Below are 18,319 nucleotides of genomic sequence, written 5' to 3'. Positions count from 1 at the left end.
AATTAGTATATAATGAAGCGTGGATACTAATATGACGTTTGGGAGATGTTTAATTTGGAAAAGCTGATGGAAACTTACATTGATCAGGTTTCTAATCAATTTCAAGAGTGCATTTACAAAGTATTGAAGCAACTACATCACTTGGTAGGGGTAGATATCGATATTTTGAAAGAACATAACTCTGAGGAATTATTAGCAGATATGTTTCGTAGAGGATATCATGTCGAAACAGTAACCGATCATTGGAAAGATGAACATCAGACGGTATATTATCATTTGAAATGCAATGATGAAATCGTAGTATCAGGTCGTATTATCTGGCAACTAGAAGGTTATCATACACATTTTTTTGCTAATTTTGGGAAGCACATAGATGGTCATTGGAAAGACATAAGTGAATTACATCTCCAACCATTATTGTAAATCAAAAGACAAGCTGACGGGCATAAGCTCCGTAGCTTGTCTTTTTTATTGGATATAGATCTTATACTAACATGGTAAATCAATTAAGATGTTTTACCAACTACGCTTGATCCACTCTTCGTGATTTTGTAATTCAAGATATCGCCATTCCAGAAGTGGAATTTGAGCAATACTTCACCATCGTTTGTTTCTTTGAAAAAGTCTGGTGTTAATTTGATAACATTTGCACTGTAATCCGTGCTAAATGCAGTAGCAAATTCTTTGAAAGGAGTCCAGTTTTGTGGACCTGCATTACCACCGTTGGTATACGTCGCTTCCATTGTTGCTAATTGGTTACCATTAAAGGTAGTCGGAATAGCAAATGAGCTGGTTGTGCCTGTTGTAGCACTTAATGTAGGCGTAGTATACGAGATTACATTAAAGTTCCAGTTGGCTCCTTTGCTAAATTTAGCTGTTAGTGTAGCGTTCACACCTAATTTACCAGAAGAAAGCAATTTCGTTAATAGACTGGATTTGATAACAAGTGTATCTCCACTGATCGTATAATCTGTTCCTTTGACCAGCGTTGTACTGCCGTTAGAAAGAGAACTAAATGTATTGCCATTCAAATTCAATTTGACTGTTTTGTCCTGAATCGTTGCTCCTTTTTTGAAATACAATAGATCTGTTTCTGCGTTGGAAGAACGTCCTGTCCAGCCTGCTTTCATCACATTGTATAATTCAGGATCAGACCATTTGTAGGTAGTACGGCTAAAGTGCTGACCGTTGTCCCATAACATCGTAGTCATATTTTTTTGACGTACATAGTTAGAAAAGAATTCGAAAAATTTCAGCTTTTCACCTTGTTCGATTACGCCTGTATTTTTATCAAATCCCAATAATCCAAATTCACCGATGACGACTGGAATTCCTTTAGCTACAAATGAATTGTAGACACGGTCAAACGTATCTGTGATATCTTTTTGCGTATCGGCTTCAAATTTGGTATAGCCTGCAATATTTACACTGAACGGCCAGAAGCCATAGTAGTGAACCGTAGCAATAATGTTAGGATCGTTTAATTTGGCAATCGTCTGAGATAGAGCATCCAAATCTGCTTGTGTAGAAGAAGTTGCTAATGTAGGAAGAACGATAGCGCGGGTAGCATTGTTACCACCGGATGCTCTTACAATTTTGTGAAAAGACGTATTCAGTTCATCTAGCAATTTGTAAGCTGTTGCTGGATCTGTAGTTCCACCTTCGGTAAAGCGAGGTTCATTAATACTTTCGAACATCAGCTTACTCGAAGATCCTTTGAAGCGATCTGCGATTTGTGTCCAGACTGCATTATAACGAGCCAGTACAGGATCATGATTTTGACCCATATAGCTTGTCCATAACCATGAATCATGATGGATATTGATCATTACATATAGATTAGCATCCAGCGCCCAATTGACCACTTCTTGTACACGATTCATATAAGCGGCATCAATCGTATAGTTAGGAGCACTGCCTGTATGTTGATCCCAGGTTACAGGAATACGAATACTTTTGTATCCTTGATTAGCAATTTGTTGAATCAATTCTTTGGTCACACGAGGATTACCCCATGAAGTCTCATCTGCACCTGTCGCATCAAGTGAATTCCCCAGGTTCCAACCCGGTTGCATTGCACTAACATAAGATTGAATCCCTGTTGCGGCTGCGGTAGAAACGGAACGTTCTTCATCTGAAGCTGAAGCCATTGAAGAGGAAAATAAAGAAAGTAGTAGAGCCGCAATCACAGTCAATGAAAGATAAGATTTGGATTTACGTTTCATTAATAAAGTCTCCTTTGTGAAAGTTATGGACAATCTGTAAACGTAATGAGCTGTACATCTTGAAAACAACATGTGTTTCCTTTGACAAACAGTCGTTGCACTGACAGGTTACATATATATGAGAATATTGTAAGCGTGACCACCTCCTGATAAACAAGTAATGAAAGCGTTTTCTAAAATGTAATATAGCACTGATTATCCAAAGTAAATACCATAAAAATTGGTAATAAATTCATACAAAAATTAGTGATTTTACCTATTTTAGAGATAAAAATAAAGCCGAAAAATACAAATATTATCCTGTACATAATGTAAATATAAAGATAAGGAAAGAAATATGAAGATATGGAGCACCAGACTATTGACATGTGACACTGTGTCACATTATAATTGTATATGTAATTTTTTACAATTGAAATAACAGTATATGATACAAAATGCTTAATTTGGAGTGAATCCATGCCTACTCAGACTTTTTTTAATTTGCCTAAGGAAAAACGCAAAGGGTTAATCGATGCGGCTTTCAAAGAATTTTCGCGAGCCTCTCTGGCAGATGCTTCGATTTCGAACATTATCAAAGAAGCTTGTATTCCTAGAGGAAGTTTTTATCAGTATTTTGACGATAAAGCTGATATTTTCTTTTATATTTTAGAAGAGTATAACAAGCATAATCGTGAGAAAGTGCTGTTGCTTCTCAAAGAAAATGATGGGGATATTTTTATAGCTTTTAATGAATTTTTCAAAATGATGTTAGAACGATTTCAGCATCATGAATATCGCTATTTTGCTCAAAATATCTTTTTGAATATGAGTTACAAAGTAGAGCATCGCTTAGCACTGAATGTGAATAATCCAGAGGCAAAAGAACGTACTGATGAATTTATCCGCTCGATCAATCGTAGTCGTCTGAATGTAGCTGATGAGAAAGAAGTTCTTCATTTGACCAAAATTATTGTAGCGATCACGATTCAGAATTTTATTCGTTTTTTTGCGAGAGAAGTTCCGATAGACGACATTATTGAACATTACGAGTTGGAATTGGATTTGTTGAAGCGAGGATTAAGTAGAAATGTATAAGGAATTTGGGTGACTTTTGGAGATAAACATCATCTAATTCCTTGTCTTTGTGTGTTTGCATACTGGACACATGATTATAGCCATATTGACGTTCATAACAGGTATGTTAAACAGTGCTTGTTGTAACAATAAAAAAAGTTGAACTACAGGGGTGGAGTAAGTGAGAAGGAAGATCGTATTGTCAATTCTCATCGTGTTACTAGTTATTAGCGGTGGCACGTTAGGTTATTATTACTGGTATCAAGGTACTCATTTTGTCAAAACAGAAGATGCCCGCATTTCAGCAACCCAATATAAAGTGATGCCACAGATTACCGCAGAGCTTAATCATATTGATGTTGAAGAAGGCGATGTATTAAAACGCAATGAACCGATTGCTGAACAAGATGTATCCGGTCTAGATTCAAGTATGATTAGCAAGTCTGTTCTACGTTCACCGATAGATGGAACAGTCTTAAAAGTGTATTCCAAAGAACATGAGATCGGTACACCAAGTTCTCCTGTAGCGATTGTAGCGGATATGAATGATCTATATGTCTCTACGAATATCGAAGAAACAGATATCAATCGCGTCAAAGCAGGTCAAGTGGTCGATGTATCGTTAGATGCAGATGGAGATTACAAAATTCAAGGTAAAATCCGCAAAATTGGTGAAGCGTCTAACTCGGTTTTTGCTACCATTGCAGCTACCAATACAAGTGGTAACTTTAACAAAGTCACACAGCGTATTCCTGTTGAAATTGCGCTCAATGTACCTAAAGACCTCAAATTGATTCCTGGAACAAATGTGGTTGTGAAAATTCATACATCGTAAGGAGAGGTTTATGTGGCTGACACAGTCGTTGCCGCCGCTCCTCCCGCAGATTCGCCTAGAGAACGCTGGCTTGCTTTTATAGCGATTATATTAGGAGCCTTTGTCGCTATTTTGAATAACAGTCTAATCAATGTAGCGATTCCGCAGTTGACCACCGATTTGGGATCAACAACGTCACGAATTCAATGGGTGATTACCGGCTATACTCTCGCATCAGGAATAATCGTTCCGATTACGGGATTTATGGAGCAGCGTATTGGTTATAAGAAATTTTTGATCGCTGCACTGAGTGTATTTACACTGGGAACAGCATTTTGTATTTTTGCTTGGAGTGACTCGTCTTTAATCGCTGCACGTATTCTGGCAGGATTAGGTGGCGGTGTAATTATGCCGCTTAGTATGACGATTGTATATAAAATTATGCCTCGTGAACAAATTGGGATGGCACTTGGTATCTGGGGGGTAGCAGCAATGGCTGCACCTGCTATCGGGCCAACACTTAGTGGATACTTGATCGAATGGTTTAACTGGCGGTTTTTGTTTATCGTCTGTATCCCTGTTGCGCTGTTCGCGATCTTGATGGTTATTGTGTTAATCAAAGAACCACCAAAAGGCGCTATCGTCAAATTTGACTTAGCCGGCTTTTTATTAGCGGCTACCTGTGCTGGAACATTATTATATGCACTATCCAGTGGTTCAAGCGATGGTTGGAGTTCTTTCAAAATTGTCGGATTATTTTTTGTAGCTTTCTGGTCACTGGTATTTTTGATTTTTGTCGAAAGTGGCAAAGACAACCCGGTTATCGATATTTCTTTATTTAAAAATTATAAATTTACGATCAGTGTTATTACTTCCAGTTTTGTTATGATGGGGCTATACGGAGGAACATTTTTATCTCCATTATTTTTGCAAAATATTCAATCGGTCTCTCCTGTACACACCGGTATTATCTTGTTGCCACAGGCGATTGCGATGGCGGTAATGATGCCGATTGCTGGTAAATTATTTGATAAAATCGGGATTGTACCGATTGCGTTATTCGGCTTAACGTTAACGAGCATTATGACCTATCATCTACACACACTGACTCCAGATACTTCACATCTATGGCTACAAGTCGTATTGATGTTCCGCGGTATGGGAATCGGAATCTGTATGATGCCATTATCTACAGTAGGGATGAACGCTGTGGCACCGGAAAAAGTCGGTAAAGCTTCTACAGCATCGAATCTAGTACGTACGATAGCAGGGTCAATGGCGATTGCTATTCTGACATTCTTAATGCAAAGTCGTACAGCACTACATTCACAACAAATATCAGAATCGATCACACTGGATGGAGCACAAACGCTTCAAGCCACACTGGGAAGCTCATGGGCAAGTATTACTTCAGGATTGATTACGCTTGATGCTTATTCCAGAGGAATCGCCGATACATTCTTAGTATCTTCTATTCCGCTATTCTGTTCGATTCCATTTATTTTCTTGTTTATTAGTCGACGTAAAGGTGTCAAAGTGATCAAAGAATAATCGTATATCGATATGCTTTCAGATAGGAAAGCTTTTCATCCAATATAGATAGAAAGAAAGGGAACACGAATGAAAAGAACAAAGTGGGAATTACCATTAGCAGCGTTGTTGGTTGGAACGGTTGTGTTATCCGGCTGTTCTTCCAATAGTGCAGCGGCAACAACACAGGCAATGAATGTGACTGTCAAAGTCAGTCAGGCACAAAAAGGATTGATCGGCAAAGGTGAAATTTATACAGGTACAGTAACTCCTTCAGAAACAGTTAATATTGTGCCAAAAATGGGCGGTAAAGTTGTATCATTACCGGTAGATATCGGAACAGAAGTGAAAAAAGGACAAGTGCTTCTCAAACTCGAAGACAATGATCTTCGCAACAATTTGGCAAAAGCACAAGCAGATGTAGCAGCGGCAGGAGCAGCAGTCAAAACCGCTCAGGATTCACAACAATCCGGTATGGTATCTGCGAATTCTGGAGTGGTAAGTTCCAAAAACGGTATTATTTCTTCTAAAAGTGCAATCGATCAAGCAACAGGTTCGATCAACCAAGCGAACGGATCGATTAATCAAGCGACAACAGCGGTAGAACAAGCTAAAACAGCCGTTTCTAGTGCGGCTAATAATATTAAGCAAACGACAGAAACATTGTCTGCTGCGCAAAAAACATTAACACGTACGCAATCATTATTTCAAAATGGTCTAGCAACACAAGCGCAATTAGAACAAGCACAGACCGCTCAAGCAACAGCGCAAACAGCGAATGACAATGCCAAAAATGCACAGGTTAATGCGCAAGAACAATTAAATGCAGCACAAAAAGCATTGGTTATTGCAAAGAAAAATTTGAATACAGCTCAAAGTGCTTATGAAAATGCAACCAGCAGTTATGAGAATGCTAACAGCGGTTATAGCAATGCACAGAAACAACTGGAAGTATCTCAAAGCACATCAGGTATCGAAGCCAGTCAGCAAAAGCAAAAACAAGCTGAACTGAATGTAAATATTGCTCAAGATGCTTTAGATGATGCAGTGGTCACTTCTCCAATTAACGGTATTATCGGTACTAAAAATGCAGAAGTCGGTGAGATGGCATCTACATCTTCACCAGCACTTGTTATTGCTAATCTAAGTACAGTTAATACATTGATCTATGTTCCAGCAGATCAAATCAACAATGTTAAAATCGGTGATCCTGTACAGGTGCGAGTCACTTCATCCAATATTCTCAAAACAGGCAAAGTAAAAAATATTAGCCCGATGGATGAGAGTGGTAAAGGGTATCCGGTGAAAGTTGCCGTCTCTAATGCAGACAATAAGCTCAAATCAGGAATGTTAGCAGATATTAGCTTTGTAGATGCTAGTGCCAAAGAAGGAATTATTGTTCCTTCCAAAGCGATCCAAACGATCGACGGTAAATCGTATGTCTATGTTGTACAAAAAAATGTAGCGATCCGTAAACAGGTTACTTTAGGCAAAGCAACGGGATCACAAGTATTTATCAACAGTGGAATTAACGATGGAGATACTATCGTAACCAATAATCTTGCTTTGTTAGAAGATAAAAGTCCAATTACAGTATCTCAATAAGTAGATTACAGAGTTGTACATGGATCTTAAGAAAGTAGTACAATAGCGCTTTAAGCAGGTAGTATTCTGTTTGAAGTGCTATTTTTTATAGGTAATAGATAATGAATACATAAAGTCTACCTGATTAACTTCAAATAAAGGAGGCGCGCTATGATAGATATACAAACGTACCAGCCAGAGTGGGCAGAACAATTTGAACAGATTAAACGTATTTTAGCAAAGCAACTGACAGGACAATGTATAGGTATTGAACATGTAGGGAGTACTTCGGTGGTAGGACAAAGTGCTAAGCCGATTCTAGATATCGATATCATTATTCCTAGTAGACAGCAATTATCCAGTGTTATTACAGCTTTACATATTCTCGGTTACAATTATCGAGGAGACTTGGATGTCGAAGGAAGAGAAGCTTTTGGACGAATAGATGATTATGTGCCCTGGAATTCAGATCAGCGAGTCTGGATGAAACAGCATGTGTATGTATGTGCTGAAGATAATCAAGAATTACATAGACATCTTACTTTTCGCAATTATCTTCGTCAACATCCTGAGGAAGTCATCGCTTACGGACAACTGAAGCAACAGCTTATTAAGCAGACAGAAGATCGGGAACAATATACATTACTCAAGACTGATTTTGTAGAAAATATTTTAGCCAAAGCAAATGTAACCTAATCTTTCATAGCAGGAGGAGAGGCGAATGTGGGGTAGAAAAAAGAACAAACAACCACTTCATAAACCTTTATCAGAGCAACAATTATGGGAACGTTATTTTTTTGAACGTCATTCATTGGATACATTATTAGAATGGTCTAAGCGATTGAAATATTTTCGATATTGTCGAGCTTATGGAGGGCATGTAGGAGATGGCGATTCTCTTTTAATTGCGATTCGGATTCAGTCAGAACAAGAACTACATGAAGTGTTTGAACAGTTAGATATACCGATTGTATTAGCATCTGATTCCTCTACATCTACTACAGCAAATTGGAAATATCCACAAATAGAACATCCCAAACATGTGATAATTGCAGGAGTAAAAGCTTTTATATGGATGTACCCTGATCGTATGAAGCTCAGTATCACGAATCTGGAACATCCGGTAGAAGTAACAGCAACCAGCGTAGTTGCCGCAGAACAATTAGAACCTTTTTTAACACCATTAGCTTATCGAATGATTGATCCGCCGCAAGATGATCGGTATTGCTTTAGAGCAGAAGATTGGCGATAAAGAAACTACAAAAAGAGTATCTACAGCTAGATGCTGAATAGATACTCTTTTTGGTGATGATGAATATGTTATTTATACATCAAGCTTCTTGGTATTACGGGATAGTATAAAGCATAAGAATAATACTATCGCTGCCGCCATATAAGGGAAACCGATATTAATATCGAATAATAATCCAGCTACAATTGGGCCTGCAATATTTCCGAGACTGCTATAAGCAGAGTTCAGACCAGCGACATAACCTTGCTGATTGTGAGCAATTTTGGATAACTGTGTACTGATGGCAGGTCGCAAAATATCGATCGATAAGAATACGATAAAAGTAACCACTAATATCATCCAGTATTGATTGACGAATAACGTTAACAGTACAAATACTGATGCAAACACAAGACACCATGAGATCACTTTTTTCTCACCAAATGTATTCACGATCCAGCCAAATGCACTGACTTGTACAACAGCACCAGCAATCGAACCGAAGGTGATAATAAAGGCAATATCTTTCGGTGTAAATCCGAACTTGTGATCGACAAACAATCCGAATACAGTCTCATAATTGGCTAATCCGAAAGACATTACAAATACAATCACCAGACTAAGAAAATACGATTCACGATACGAATGAATCAATTGTAAAAACATATTGGGTTGCTTGGTTAGAGATGCTTCAGCGATTGTCGCTTTACGTTTCTCGGCTGTTAATGATTCAGGCAACACTAACAATGTAATAATAGCCGCTATAGCCGCGGCGATTCCTGCTGCATAGAACGGAACACGAATACCAAATTCAGCAATATAGCCACCAATCCCCGGCCCTATAATAAATCCAGTCGTGATCGCGGCATTAATATAACCCATCCCTTTACCACGTTCTTCATCTGATGTGATATCAGCGGTATAAGCCATTACAGCAGGCATAATAAAGGCTGCACCGATACCACCTAACATACGAGCAGCGAACAATAGTGTAGGATCATTTGCAATCCCAAATAACCATTCAGACACTGCGAAAATAATCATCCCGGAGACGATCATTTTTTTACGTCCCCATGTATCAGATAATCGTCCGGCAATCGGAGAACAGATCAACTGACTAAGTGAAAAGGCAGCAACCAGTAATCCAACCATACTACCGTTAATATGAAGTTCATTCATATAGGTAGGCATAATAGGAATAACTAATCCTACACCTGTAAAAATAAGAAAAATATTAATCATCAGAAGTAATATAGCGCCTCTGTTACGAAGTAATAACAACATGAGTAAATCCTCCATCTATTCTTTTCATCATTTTCAAATACTGAACGTTCGGTCTGTAATATGACATTAATAGAATATGTTACTGCTTATCATCTTTATTGATAAAGCAGATCACACTATTCTATCTATAGTAGTATAGTTGTAAAACGCTAAGAAGGAGCAGGATGTGCAATCCCATACAGCAACACCTGTACAGCTAATTCATATACACTTAATGCTTCTTCGATACTGGATTGACGGGACATTTGGCTGAGTCCAATAATCAAACTTTCCATAATAATCGCTAACTTGGAAGCATCATTGGCTTTGAACTCACCTTTGTCGATTCCTTGTTGGATCAGTTGCTGATTAAAGCTTAAATGAGAATCCATCATCGTAGAGACTCGTTCTTCGACATCATTATCTTTCTCATCGCTGTTAAAAAATTCATCGGCTGCTTTGGTAAGTGGATGACTCAGATCTTCACGTACCAGATGTTCGGCAAGCCCGTACAATTTTTCGACTGTAGTTGGAAAAAGATGTTCCTTTTCTAACCATTTCTCTTCCCAATCTCGATTCCATTCATCTAACAAATAAAGAAAAAGACCTTCTTTGCTTTTAAAATGGTAATAGATATTTCCTTTACTGCTACCAGTCGCTGCCACAATATCTTCAATCGATGTCGCTTTAAACCCTTTTTGCACAAATAGGGCGCGAGCCGCATCCACCATTCTTTTTTTCGTCTGTTCGGTTTGCAATTGCTTTTTATTCACGAGTTTTCACTCCGATTCTTGAGGTGTTCTGAATCATACAGTATAGAGCGTTATATATAGAAGAAATAATACTGAACGTTTGTTCAGTATGTTAACAGAGAATAATAAGTTTGGCAAGTCAGACATAAGGTTTTAATCGTTATCCATACAATTCCATTATAGGAAAAATCAATTCCCAAAACAAAAAATATGTAGTAATATGAATAAATATGTCTATGTACCTACGTCTAAAGGTACAAAAAGTGGATTAGACTTACATTTCATTGGGGGAATTGATGTTGGGGAACATGAAAAAGAGAAATCGCCAGTGGATGATGTTACTACTGAGCGTAGCGATTGCTTTACCTACATGGGGGTTAACAGCAACAGAATCAGCTCAAGCAAGCGATATCCAAAATCACTGGGCAAAAGATGTACTGACACAATGGCAAAATAAAGGTTATATCAGCGGATTTCAAGATGGAAGCTTACAACCAGATCAAAGTGTCACTAGATCGCAACTAGCCGCTATGATCAACAAATCATTTGGATTTACACAAGCCGGATCAATAGCTTATCAGGATGTACAGCCTTCTGATTGGTTCTATCACGATGTAGCCATTGCTAAGTCACAGGGATATATGGAAGGATACAAAAACAATACATTCCATCCCGATCAAAAAGTAACACGTCAAGAATTAGCGGTTATTTTGACTTCATTGAAAAAGTTAAAATCATCGAGTTCAGCTACACGCATGAAAGATACTGTCCATAGTCCTTCTTGGAGTAAAGGTTCTATTGGAGCCGTTATCGACAATGGTCTGATGAATGGTGATGAAAAAGGATTCCGTCCCAAAGATACAACAACACGCGCGGAAGCTGTAACGGTATTAGAACGTTCTTTGCAATCATCGAATAATACGAATACGTCCAAATCAAATTCGCCTACGACTACATACAACACAGCAGGTGTCTATGGGCCGGCATCCGGTCAACAACAGATCACAGGTGATATGCAGTTGAATAGTGCTGGCAGTACATTGCGCAATATGGTGATCGAAGGCGATCTTCTATTGGGTGCAGGTATTGGTGAAGGCGATGCTATTCTAGATCATGTTACTGTCAAAGGAACAACAACGATCAATGGTGGCGGTATCAACAGTATTCATCTGCAAGATTCTACACTTAATACAACAGTAATCAATAAAAAAGACGGCAATGTACGTGTAGTTACTACAGGTACAACAAGTGTTCAACAGATGATCCTTCAATCTGGAGGTTTACTTGAAGAAAAAGGTTTAACTACAGGTTCAGGATTTACTAATGTAGTCTTGTCTAATCAGATTCCAGCAGGATCAACGGTCTCACTAAAAGGGCGTATTGATAGTATGGATATTTCATCATCGTCTGTGCTAACTCAATTGCTTACAGGTTCTGTAGATAATCTGGCAGTAGCTTCAGGAACGACAGATAATAAGATCAGCACGACAACATCTTCCTCGATCCAATCATTAACTTTGAATGGTGTAGCCAAAGTGAGTGGTAACGGCACGATTGAGAAAGCATATATTAATGTAGCCGGAACAACGATTACACCACGAGTTAACCAGACAACAACCAGTGCAGGCGTAACAGCCCGAATTGAAGGTGGTATGGTCGGTGGGGAGCAAGTGGTTACTAATATTCGTAAAGACGATAACAAACACCAAGAATCGTCCACACCTGTCGTTGTGCAACAACCTGTGCAAAGTTTGGATGTTAGAAACGGACAAGCGATCTTACATCTAAACCAACCAACAAATGAATTATTGCTTAGCGATATGGAAGTAACAGCTACATTAAATGGTAAGCCTTATACGCTAACAAATGTTATTTATGATAGTGTGACAGGCGTAATCCAATTCGATCCGTTTAACTTAAAATATGCTTATAATAAAGTATTAGAGATTACAATTACACCATCCTCACCTGCAAGCCGTTTATTAATAACTACAAAAGGCAATCTACGTATAAATGGATTTACAGGGTGGATTTCAGAAGAAAATAGTGCTTATGTAGAAGGAATGACAATTAATTTTCGTCGTGGAGTAGGTGTGACAGAGGGACCAATCGCAGCAACTGTTACAACCAATGAATATGGAGATTATATAGCTACTCTTCCGCCTGGTACATACACAGGCGAGTTGAAAAAAGAAGGATATATTCCTTCCTATCTGATTGCTACATCTTTGGCAGACAAATATAATTATGAACAAGATGCTATTGTTTCCAGAATGCCAACAGAAGGTAAAATTAGTATTGTGTTAACATGGGATGAATTACCTTACGATGAGGATGCTCATTTGTTAGGACCTACACCTGATGGCTATGGATTCCATACTTCTACCGAAAATAGACAGTACAATTATCAGAATCAGAATTATGTATCTTTAGATACAGATAATATGAGTTCTTACGGACCAGAAGTGATCACTATTAATAAACGTGTAGATGGCATATACACGTTTTATGTACAAAATTATAGTGCGACTGCTAATAATGGAGAAGCATCAACATTGCGAAAATCATCAGCTACTGTAAAAGTATATAATGGCGCATACAGACTTCCGATGAAAACTTATCATATCCCTGTAGGCGATGGAGAAGAACCTTACTGGCATGTGTTTGATATGAATGTAGATCGTGATCAAATCAGCTTTTTCGATCAAAATATGTTAGTTAATAAGCCACCTATCTCTATTTATCATCAAACTCCTGATCAAGGAGATTTGGATATGCTTGACTTAGAACGGGAAATGGAACTTATCTCATCATATAGCGAATTGTCTTATGATACCAAAATAGATGAGGATATATCATTGCGCTTATCCAATTCAATTAATAGTAATATCAATACTTTTGTTTCTGATATTGAATTATTACCTCATATCATGGATGGTCATCCAGTAGGTGTAACAGATGATACGTATTTAACCACTTCCGATACAGAAGATACGATACGATTAGCTCAATATAATGGAAGTGCTTATGCGGCAGATTATAATGTGACATTACATTTATCTCTAGGTGAAGCTGATTTGGAAATGACTGTTTTAGTTAAAGTTCCTACAGTAAATACATGGATCGAGCAAGCGTCTGTAGAAGCTCAATCCAAGATCAATACTGCTACGGCTGGACAAGATATCACTGCATTGCAAACGGCTCTAAATCGTAAAAATGCATTAACAAGCAGTTCGACAACAGAAGAAAAAATTGCTGTTTTAGAAGAACTGAACCATGCTTTAGTCAGTTTTTGAAAAGTATATAAAAGGCTGTAAACTAAAAAGAACAAGTCTAGGCGTAATGCCTTGGACTTGTTCTTTCTGTTTACAATAATTAAGAGACAGAACTTTTCAAAAGATTGTGTCTGTTCAAAGGAACACGGTGATCTTGAGCATCATCTGTACAAGATGTTGCAGGAGGACGCAAAGAGGGTGTACGTTCTAACACGATATCAATAAAATGAGATATCTGTTGTAGCGACTGAATATGTTTATCAATCGTTTGTTGATGCTGTTGGAGCATTTCGTAGAGATCAGGATAATCAGTCAGATCACTATCAAACGATAGGTTTAGATAGGGTTTCATTTCTTCTAAAGATAAACCCGTCTTTTTCAAACATACCACTAATTTCATTTTCTCAATATCCATTGTATGGTATATACGATGACGATTAGATTTGCGCTGAGCGTAAGGAAGTAATTTAATTTTTTCATAGTAACGAATCGTATCTTCAGATAAGCCACTTTGGCTGGCTGCTTCTTTGATTGAAAATTCTTCAGATGAATACATATCCTATCACTCCTTTAAGACTGTAACGTTATTTTATAACTTGGAGTCGACTCCAAGTCAATCTACGTACTTATCTGTAATCTCCTGTAGCGATTGCTTTATAGAATGGCTGAATTATGTTTACTGTTGACTTCGATTCGACTCCAAGTTGTAGAGTGAACTCAACCCTTTGTTACGGGGTTTCCAATTGTTCACTTGTAAATAGGAGGAAATAGAATGAATACTACATCTTTAGCACGTATTGCATGTATTACTGGAGCTAATCACGGAATCGGTCTTGCTTTGACTCGACGATTACTAGAGCAACAATGGCAGGTGATAGCGATTATTCGATCTTCATTTGCTACTGATGATATACAAATTCAGCAAGCTATACAAGATCAGCGCTTACGTATTTATGTGGCTGATGTATCTGATTTTGAGCAGTTACGAACAGCACTTACACAGATTCAAGCCCAAGAAACCCATATTGATATATTATATAATAATGCAGGTGGAAGTTATCCTGAATTAAGCTTTTCCCCGCAAGGGCGTGAGCTTCACTTTGATACACAGACTGTAGCTCCATATATTATTCTGAAAGAACTTGAGCGGTTGATTCAGCAAGGAACCCTACGCACAGTGATCAATACATCCAGTGCTGTATTTGCTACATTGTTAACATTCGATCCTGATCAGTTAGAACATCCGACAAAATTTAAACCGTTATTTGGAGCCTATGCAACCGCTAAGTTAGCTTTATCGCTTTGGACTTTTGAACGTGCTTCTGAATTTGAACATCAGAAAGGAATCAAGTTGTTAAGTGTTGATCCTGGGGGCAATAATACGCTACGTTCGGGTAAACGATCAGGCATTCCATTTTTCATCAAAATTCTAACTAGATTATTTTTTCCAGCACCGACTCGTGGAGCATCTTTATTATATGAAGCCGCTTTAGGAGAGAATCATTCGTTATTTGTAGCAGGTGATTATATTGTGAAAGGGAAGTCAGCTCCATTGAAGTTTAAACAGATTGCACCTGTAATTAGTGAGAAGGTGCATAGAATCTATGAGCAAGAGTATAAAAGATAAATAGACCATCATTATTTGGATATCCCATCACAAGTAGCTTGTACTCAAAAAAAGTTTCTATATGAGCGAAGACATTTTACTTTTCTAAAGAAAGGATGATGGGCGATGCGTAATCAACAACAGATGATGGATTTGATTTTGAACTTTGCCGATCAGGATGAACGGGTGCGAGTAGTAGCGATGAATGGTTCGCGTGTGAATCGCAATGTGCCGACTGATATTTTTCAAGATTACGATATCGTGTATCTGGTGACGGATGTGCCATCTTTTGTAGAAGATTCGAATTGGACAGATTATTTCGGTGAGAAGATTATTATGCAAATGCCAGACGCTACAGGCGATTTCCTAGAAAATAATGATGGACGATATGCTTATCTGATGTTGCTTGCTGATGGCAATCGGATTGATCTGAGATTATTTCCATTATCTCTTCAAGCGACTTATATTGCTGAAGATCGGTTGATTAAAGTATTGCTGGATAAAGATCAGCGAATGCCTGAACTGTCGCCACCCACAGATAAAGATTACCATATTGAATGCCCCACAGCGCAACAGTATGCAGATTGCTGTAATGAATTGTGGTGGGTATCGACTTATATTGCAAAAGGATTATGGCGACAAGAAATTCTATATGCGATCGATCATCTCAATACGTATGTTCGTCCTATGTTACTACAGATGATCACATGGCAAGTTGGAATTCATACAGACTTTCAAGTAAGCGTAGGCAAAAATCATAAGTATTTACAACAATATGTAGATCCAGCGGTATGGACACAATTGTTAGCAACATATCCTCAAGCAGATAATGAACAGATCTGGCAGGCACTACACCAAACAGGTGATTTGTTCCGGCATGTCGCTTTAGATGTAGCAACACAATTACATTTTGAATATGATAGGGTACAAGATCAGCAGGTGAGTGCCTACTTAGAACATATTCGTACATTGAGTCCGCAAGCGCAGGATTTTTATTTGTAGTGTATAAAGTAGTCCATACAGAAGTGATTACAGAAGTTCATTGACTAAATGGTCTATTTATTTTTGCAAAACAAAAGCCTTACTCCATATACAGGAATAAGGCTTTTGATATTTCTACATTAATACGTAATTATTATAAACGGACACCGATATGGAAAGAATCACGTAATTCCAGTAGTTCTGCATAATGATCCACGATCATATCTGCCTCACTCAAATCTTGATTGCCTGAACCCGGATTCTGATGACCAATACAACGCATACCTGCAAGCTTAGCTGCACGTACACCATTACGAGAATCTTCGATTACGACACAGTGTTGTGGTTCTACTTGTAATAATGATGCAGCATGCAAAAAGATATCCGGTGAAGGCTTACCATGTGCTACTTCTTCACCACTAACCATCACTGTGAAAAAGCGGAGTAATCCTGTACGCTCTAAAATCAATTCGATCAACGAACGTGGAGAAGACGAAGCGACCGCAAGTTTTATCCCTGATGCAGCTAACCATTCGATCCATTGTTCTACATGGTCAAACGCTTGCAATTCCTTATGATCTTGCATCACTTTCATCACATTGTCTTTATGAAAAGCCAGAACTTCCTCCATCACATGATCCAGCTTGTGCTTATCCATCACTTGCTGAAACATCGATTCCAACGTAACACCTACATACGTATGATGTTCCGTTTCTTCTACTATAGCACCCAGATGCTGAAAAGAACTTTTTTCAATTTCAAAATAAATCGGTTCACTGTCGATCAGAACGCCATCCATATCAAAAATAACGGCTTGAATCGGTGGGTCCTGCCACAAAGAAGATGAAGCGTTATTCAGATGCTTTGATGCCATATGGTATTGACCTCCATTCCTCAGATCTATTAAGTAGATTGTAAAACGACTTTAATCGCATTTGAAGATGGTGTCAATGTTCCACTGCTGATATTACAACCTAGCGTCTGGAACGCTTCTTCATAATCTTGCAGTGCAAAAGTATGAGTAATCAATTTGCTTGCTGGGATCAGATTACGTTCGATCATATAATGAGCTGTCGCAAATGTACCTAGAGAATCGATCGAACCGATAATTTTGAGACTACGATCCACAATTTCTTTAGGATTAAAAGAACTGACTCCATCACGCAAACCAACCAGCATCATATAACCACCATGAGCAAGGTTCGATAATACAGTTGTGCCGACTGCACCCGTTGTATCCACAATCAGATCAACCTGACGATCAGAAGGAGAGATGTGTTCTAGAGCACTTTCAAATGAGTTATGTGTATCCCAACGTTCCGGTGCTATCGCATCCGCAATATGCAAGCGATCTTGTGAGATATCAACAATGCTACCGGATACTCCTTTGGAAGCTAGAGCATAGCTGTATAACATTCCGATCGGACCTGCACCCAAAATAATCGTACGGAAATTAGGCAGTAGTTGAATTTGGTTGATACCTGTGAGCATACAGCTCAACGGTTCTGTTAGCGTCGCTTCTGCATAACTAACATGATCTGCTAATTTGTAAAGAAACCGATCCTCAGTCACATAGTAGTCGGTAAATGTACCATCACTACTTACTCCTGTCTCGGTCGTGCTTTTATGTAAACAATGGTTCTGCCTTCCTGTCCGGCACATATTACATTGACCGCAATAGTAGGTAGGATCGATCACAACTCGATCACCGACTTGTAGAGTAGTGACTCTGTCGCCCACTTGTACGACTTCTCCAGCCGATTCATGCCCTAGAATGATTGAAGATTTGGCATGATATTTGCCACTCACAATACCGAGGTCTGTTCCACATACACCTGTTGCATGAATCCGTACCAATACTTGATTGTCTTGCGTAATTTGTGGTTGAGGTCTTTCTTCTAAAGCAACATCCCACGCTGATTTGTAGACAAGTGATAACATAATATTCCTCCTCATATTAACTATAAGCGTATTCTTTTATATTCATCTAACAACGTATATA

16 protein-coding genes are annotated in these 18,319 nt (G+C 38.4%); 10 read left to right on the top strand and 6 right to left on the bottom strand.

Annotated elements, in window-relative coordinates; translation table 11 throughout:
- The first annotated feature begins 54 nt into the window (after nucleotides 1-54).
- The gene (locus QCD85_RS05390) at nucleotides 55-423 is read left to right on the top strand and encodes a hypothetical protein (protein ID WP_301261871.1); all 369 of its coding nucleotides are present in this window, start codon (nucleotides 55-57) and stop codon (nucleotides 421-423) included.
- A gap of 83 nt (nucleotides 424-506) precedes the next feature.
- On the opposite strand, the gene QCD85_RS05385 is transcribed toward QCD85_RS05390, so the two are convergent.
- A complete protein-coding gene (locus QCD85_RS05385) occupies nucleotides 507-2,225 on the bottom strand; it encodes a cellulase family glycosylhydrolase (protein ID WP_301261870.1) in 1,719 nt (572 codons plus the stop codon).
- A 459-nt stretch (nucleotides 2,226-2,684) separates the two neighbouring features.
- Here QCD85_RS05385 and QCD85_RS05380 point away from each other — a divergent pair, with 459 nt between their 5' ends.
- The 6 genes from QCD85_RS05380 to QCD85_RS05355 all read left to right on the top strand — a co-directional run bounded on the left by QCD85_RS05380 (nucleotide 2,685) and on the right by QCD85_RS05355 (nucleotide 8,461).
- Nucleotides 2,685-3,302, top strand: coding sequence for a TetR/AcrR family transcriptional regulator (locus QCD85_RS05380; RefSeq protein ID WP_273614943.1), 618 nt, complete (start codon nucleotides 2,685-2,687; stop codon nucleotides 3,300-3,302).
- Nucleotides 3,303-3,462: 160 nt separating this feature from the next.
- Nucleotides 3,463-4,116 (top strand): HlyD family secretion protein, encoded by a 654-nt coding sequence (locus QCD85_RS05375; protein ID WP_301261869.1) that lies wholly within the window; start codon nucleotides 3,463-3,465, stop codon nucleotides 4,114-4,116.
- Nucleotides 4,117-4,128: 12 nt separating this feature from the next.
- Nucleotides 4,129-5,646: a DHA2 family efflux MFS transporter permease subunit gene (locus tag QCD85_RS05370; protein WP_273614945.1), complete on the top strand. Its 1,518-nt coding sequence runs from the start codon at nucleotides 4,129-4,131 to the stop codon at nucleotides 5,644-5,646.
- Between the two features lie 69 nt (nucleotides 5,647-5,715).
- The gene (locus QCD85_RS05365) at nucleotides 5,716-7,230 is read left to right on the top strand and encodes an efflux RND transporter periplasmic adaptor subunit (RefSeq protein WP_301261868.1); all 1,515 of its coding nucleotides are present in this window, start codon (nucleotides 5,716-5,718) and stop codon (nucleotides 7,228-7,230) included.
- 150 nt (nucleotides 7,231-7,380) lie between these two features.
- On the top strand, nucleotides 7,381-7,905 hold the full coding sequence (locus QCD85_RS05360) for a GrpB family protein (RefSeq protein ID WP_301261867.1): 525 nt from the start codon (nucleotides 7,381-7,383) through the stop codon (nucleotides 7,903-7,905).
- Nucleotides 7,906-7,930: 25 nt separating this feature from the next.
- Entirely contained in the window at nucleotides 7,931-8,461 is a 531-nt protein-coding gene (locus tag QCD85_RS05355; RefSeq protein ID WP_301261866.1) for a hypothetical protein, read from the top strand.
- Nucleotides 8,462-8,533: 72 nt separating this feature from the next.
- Here the strand turns inward: QCD85_RS05355 and QCD85_RS05350 are convergent, their stop codons facing one another.
- Together QCD85_RS05350 and QCD85_RS05345 are read right to left on the bottom strand one after the other, a co-directional pair.
- Nucleotides 8,534-9,724, bottom strand: a complete 1,191-nt coding sequence (locus tag QCD85_RS05350; RefSeq protein WP_273614949.1) for an MFS transporter — start codon at nucleotides 9,722-9,724, stop codon at nucleotides 8,534-8,536.
- Nucleotides 9,725-9,873: 149 nt separating this feature from the next.
- Nucleotides 9,874-10,476: a TetR/AcrR family transcriptional regulator gene (locus QCD85_RS05345; RefSeq protein ID WP_274170907.1), complete on the bottom strand. Its 603-nt coding sequence runs from the start codon at nucleotides 10,474-10,476 to the stop codon at nucleotides 9,874-9,876.
- Nucleotides 10,477-10,763: 287 nt separating this feature from the next.
- Between QCD85_RS05345 and QCD85_RS05340 the strand changes: the two genes are divergently transcribed.
- Nucleotides 10,764-13,751, top strand: a complete 2,988-nt coding sequence (locus QCD85_RS05340) for an S-layer homology domain-containing protein (RefSeq protein ID WP_301261971.1) — start codon at nucleotides 10,764-10,766, stop codon at nucleotides 13,749-13,751.
- 79 nt (nucleotides 13,752-13,830) lie between these two features.
- Here QCD85_RS05340 and QCD85_RS05335 read toward each other — a convergent pair whose 3' ends face one another.
- Nucleotides 13,831-14,286 (bottom strand): MerR family transcriptional regulator, encoded by a 456-nt coding sequence (locus QCD85_RS05335; RefSeq protein ID WP_273614951.1) that lies wholly within the window; start codon nucleotides 14,284-14,286, stop codon nucleotides 13,831-13,833.
- Nucleotides 14,287-14,502: 216 nt separating this feature from the next.
- Here QCD85_RS05335 and QCD85_RS05330 point away from each other — a divergent pair, with 216 nt between their 5' ends.
- Both QCD85_RS05330 and QCD85_RS05325 read left to right on the top strand, forming a co-directional pair.
- Nucleotides 14,503-15,357 carry an SDR family NAD(P)-dependent oxidoreductase gene (locus tag QCD85_RS05330; RefSeq protein WP_301261865.1) on the top strand — a complete coding sequence of 285 codons (855 nt, stop codon included), beginning with the start codon at nucleotides 14,503-14,505 and terminating at the stop codon, nucleotides 15,355-15,357.
- A gap of 105 nt (nucleotides 15,358-15,462) precedes the next feature.
- Nucleotides 15,463-16,338: an aminoglycoside 6-adenylyltransferase gene (locus tag QCD85_RS05325; RefSeq protein WP_301261864.1), complete on the top strand. Its 876-nt coding sequence runs from the start codon at nucleotides 15,463-15,465 to the stop codon at nucleotides 16,336-16,338.
- A gap of 133 nt (nucleotides 16,339-16,471) precedes the next feature.
- Here the strand turns inward: QCD85_RS05325 and QCD85_RS05320 are convergent, their stop codons facing one another.
- Both QCD85_RS05320 and QCD85_RS05315 read right to left on the bottom strand, forming a co-directional pair.
- Nucleotides 16,472-17,191: an HAD family hydrolase gene (locus QCD85_RS05320; protein ID WP_301261863.1), complete on the bottom strand. Its 720-nt coding sequence runs from the start codon at nucleotides 17,189-17,191 to the stop codon at nucleotides 16,472-16,474.
- Nucleotides 17,192-17,220: 29 nt separating this feature from the next.
- On the bottom strand, nucleotides 17,221-18,258 hold the full coding sequence (locus tag QCD85_RS05315) for a zinc-dependent alcohol dehydrogenase (RefSeq protein WP_274170903.1): 1,038 nt from the start codon (nucleotides 18,256-18,258) through the stop codon (nucleotides 17,221-17,223).
- Nucleotides 18,259-18,319: the final 61 nt, after the last annotated feature.

The sequence above is a fragment of the Paenibacillus sp. PsM32 genome (assembly GCF_030433815.1).
Classification (GTDB): domain Bacteria; phylum Bacillota; class Bacilli; order Paenibacillales; family Paenibacillaceae; genus Saccharibacillus; species Saccharibacillus kyungheensis.
The sequence above is the reverse complement of the archived record's forward strand: the minus strand, read 5'-3'. Positions and strand labels throughout refer to the sequence as shown.

Coding starts and splice junctions, on each gene's coding strand:
- QCD85_RS05385 (WP_301261870.1), bottom strand. CDS start 2,225: ATGAAACGTAAATCCAAATCTTATCTTTCATTGACTGTGATTGCGGCT.
- QCD85_RS05380 (WP_273614943.1), top strand. CDS start 2,685: ATGCCTACTCAGACTTTTTTTAATTTGCCTAAGGAAAAACGCAAAGGG.
- QCD85_RS05315 (WP_274170903.1), bottom strand. CDS start 18,258: ATGTTATCACTTGTCTACAAATCAGCGTGGGATGTTGCTTTAGAAGAA.
- QCD85_RS05365 (WP_301261868.1), top strand. CDS start 5,716: ATGAAAAGAACAAAGTGGGAATTACCATTAGCAGCGTTGTTGGTTGGA.
- QCD85_RS05335 (WP_273614951.1), bottom strand. CDS start 14,286: ATGTATTCATCTGAAGAATTTTCAATCAAAGAAGCAGCCAGCCAAAGT.
- QCD85_RS05340 (WP_301261971.1), top strand. CDS start 10,764: ATGAAAAAGAGAAATCGCCAGTGGATGATGTTACTACTGAGCGTAGCG.
- QCD85_RS05355 (WP_301261866.1), top strand. CDS start 7,931: ATGTGGGGTAGAAAAAAGAACAAACAACCACTTCATAAACCTTTATCA.
- QCD85_RS05330 (WP_301261865.1), top strand. CDS start 14,503: ATGAATACTACATCTTTAGCACGTATTGCATGTATTACTGGAGCTAAT.
- QCD85_RS05350 (WP_273614949.1), bottom strand. CDS start 9,724: ATGTTGTTATTACTTCGTAACAGAGGCGCTATATTACTTCTGATGATT.
- QCD85_RS05325 (WP_301261864.1), top strand. CDS start 15,463: ATGCGTAATCAACAACAGATGATGGATTTGATTTTGAACTTTGCCGAT.
- QCD85_RS05320 (WP_301261863.1), bottom strand. CDS start 17,191: ATGGCATCAAAGCATCTGAATAACGCTTCATCTTCTTTGTGGCAGGAC.
- QCD85_RS05360 (WP_301261867.1), top strand. CDS start 7,381: ATGATAGATATACAAACGTACCAGCCAGAGTGGGCAGAACAATTTGAA.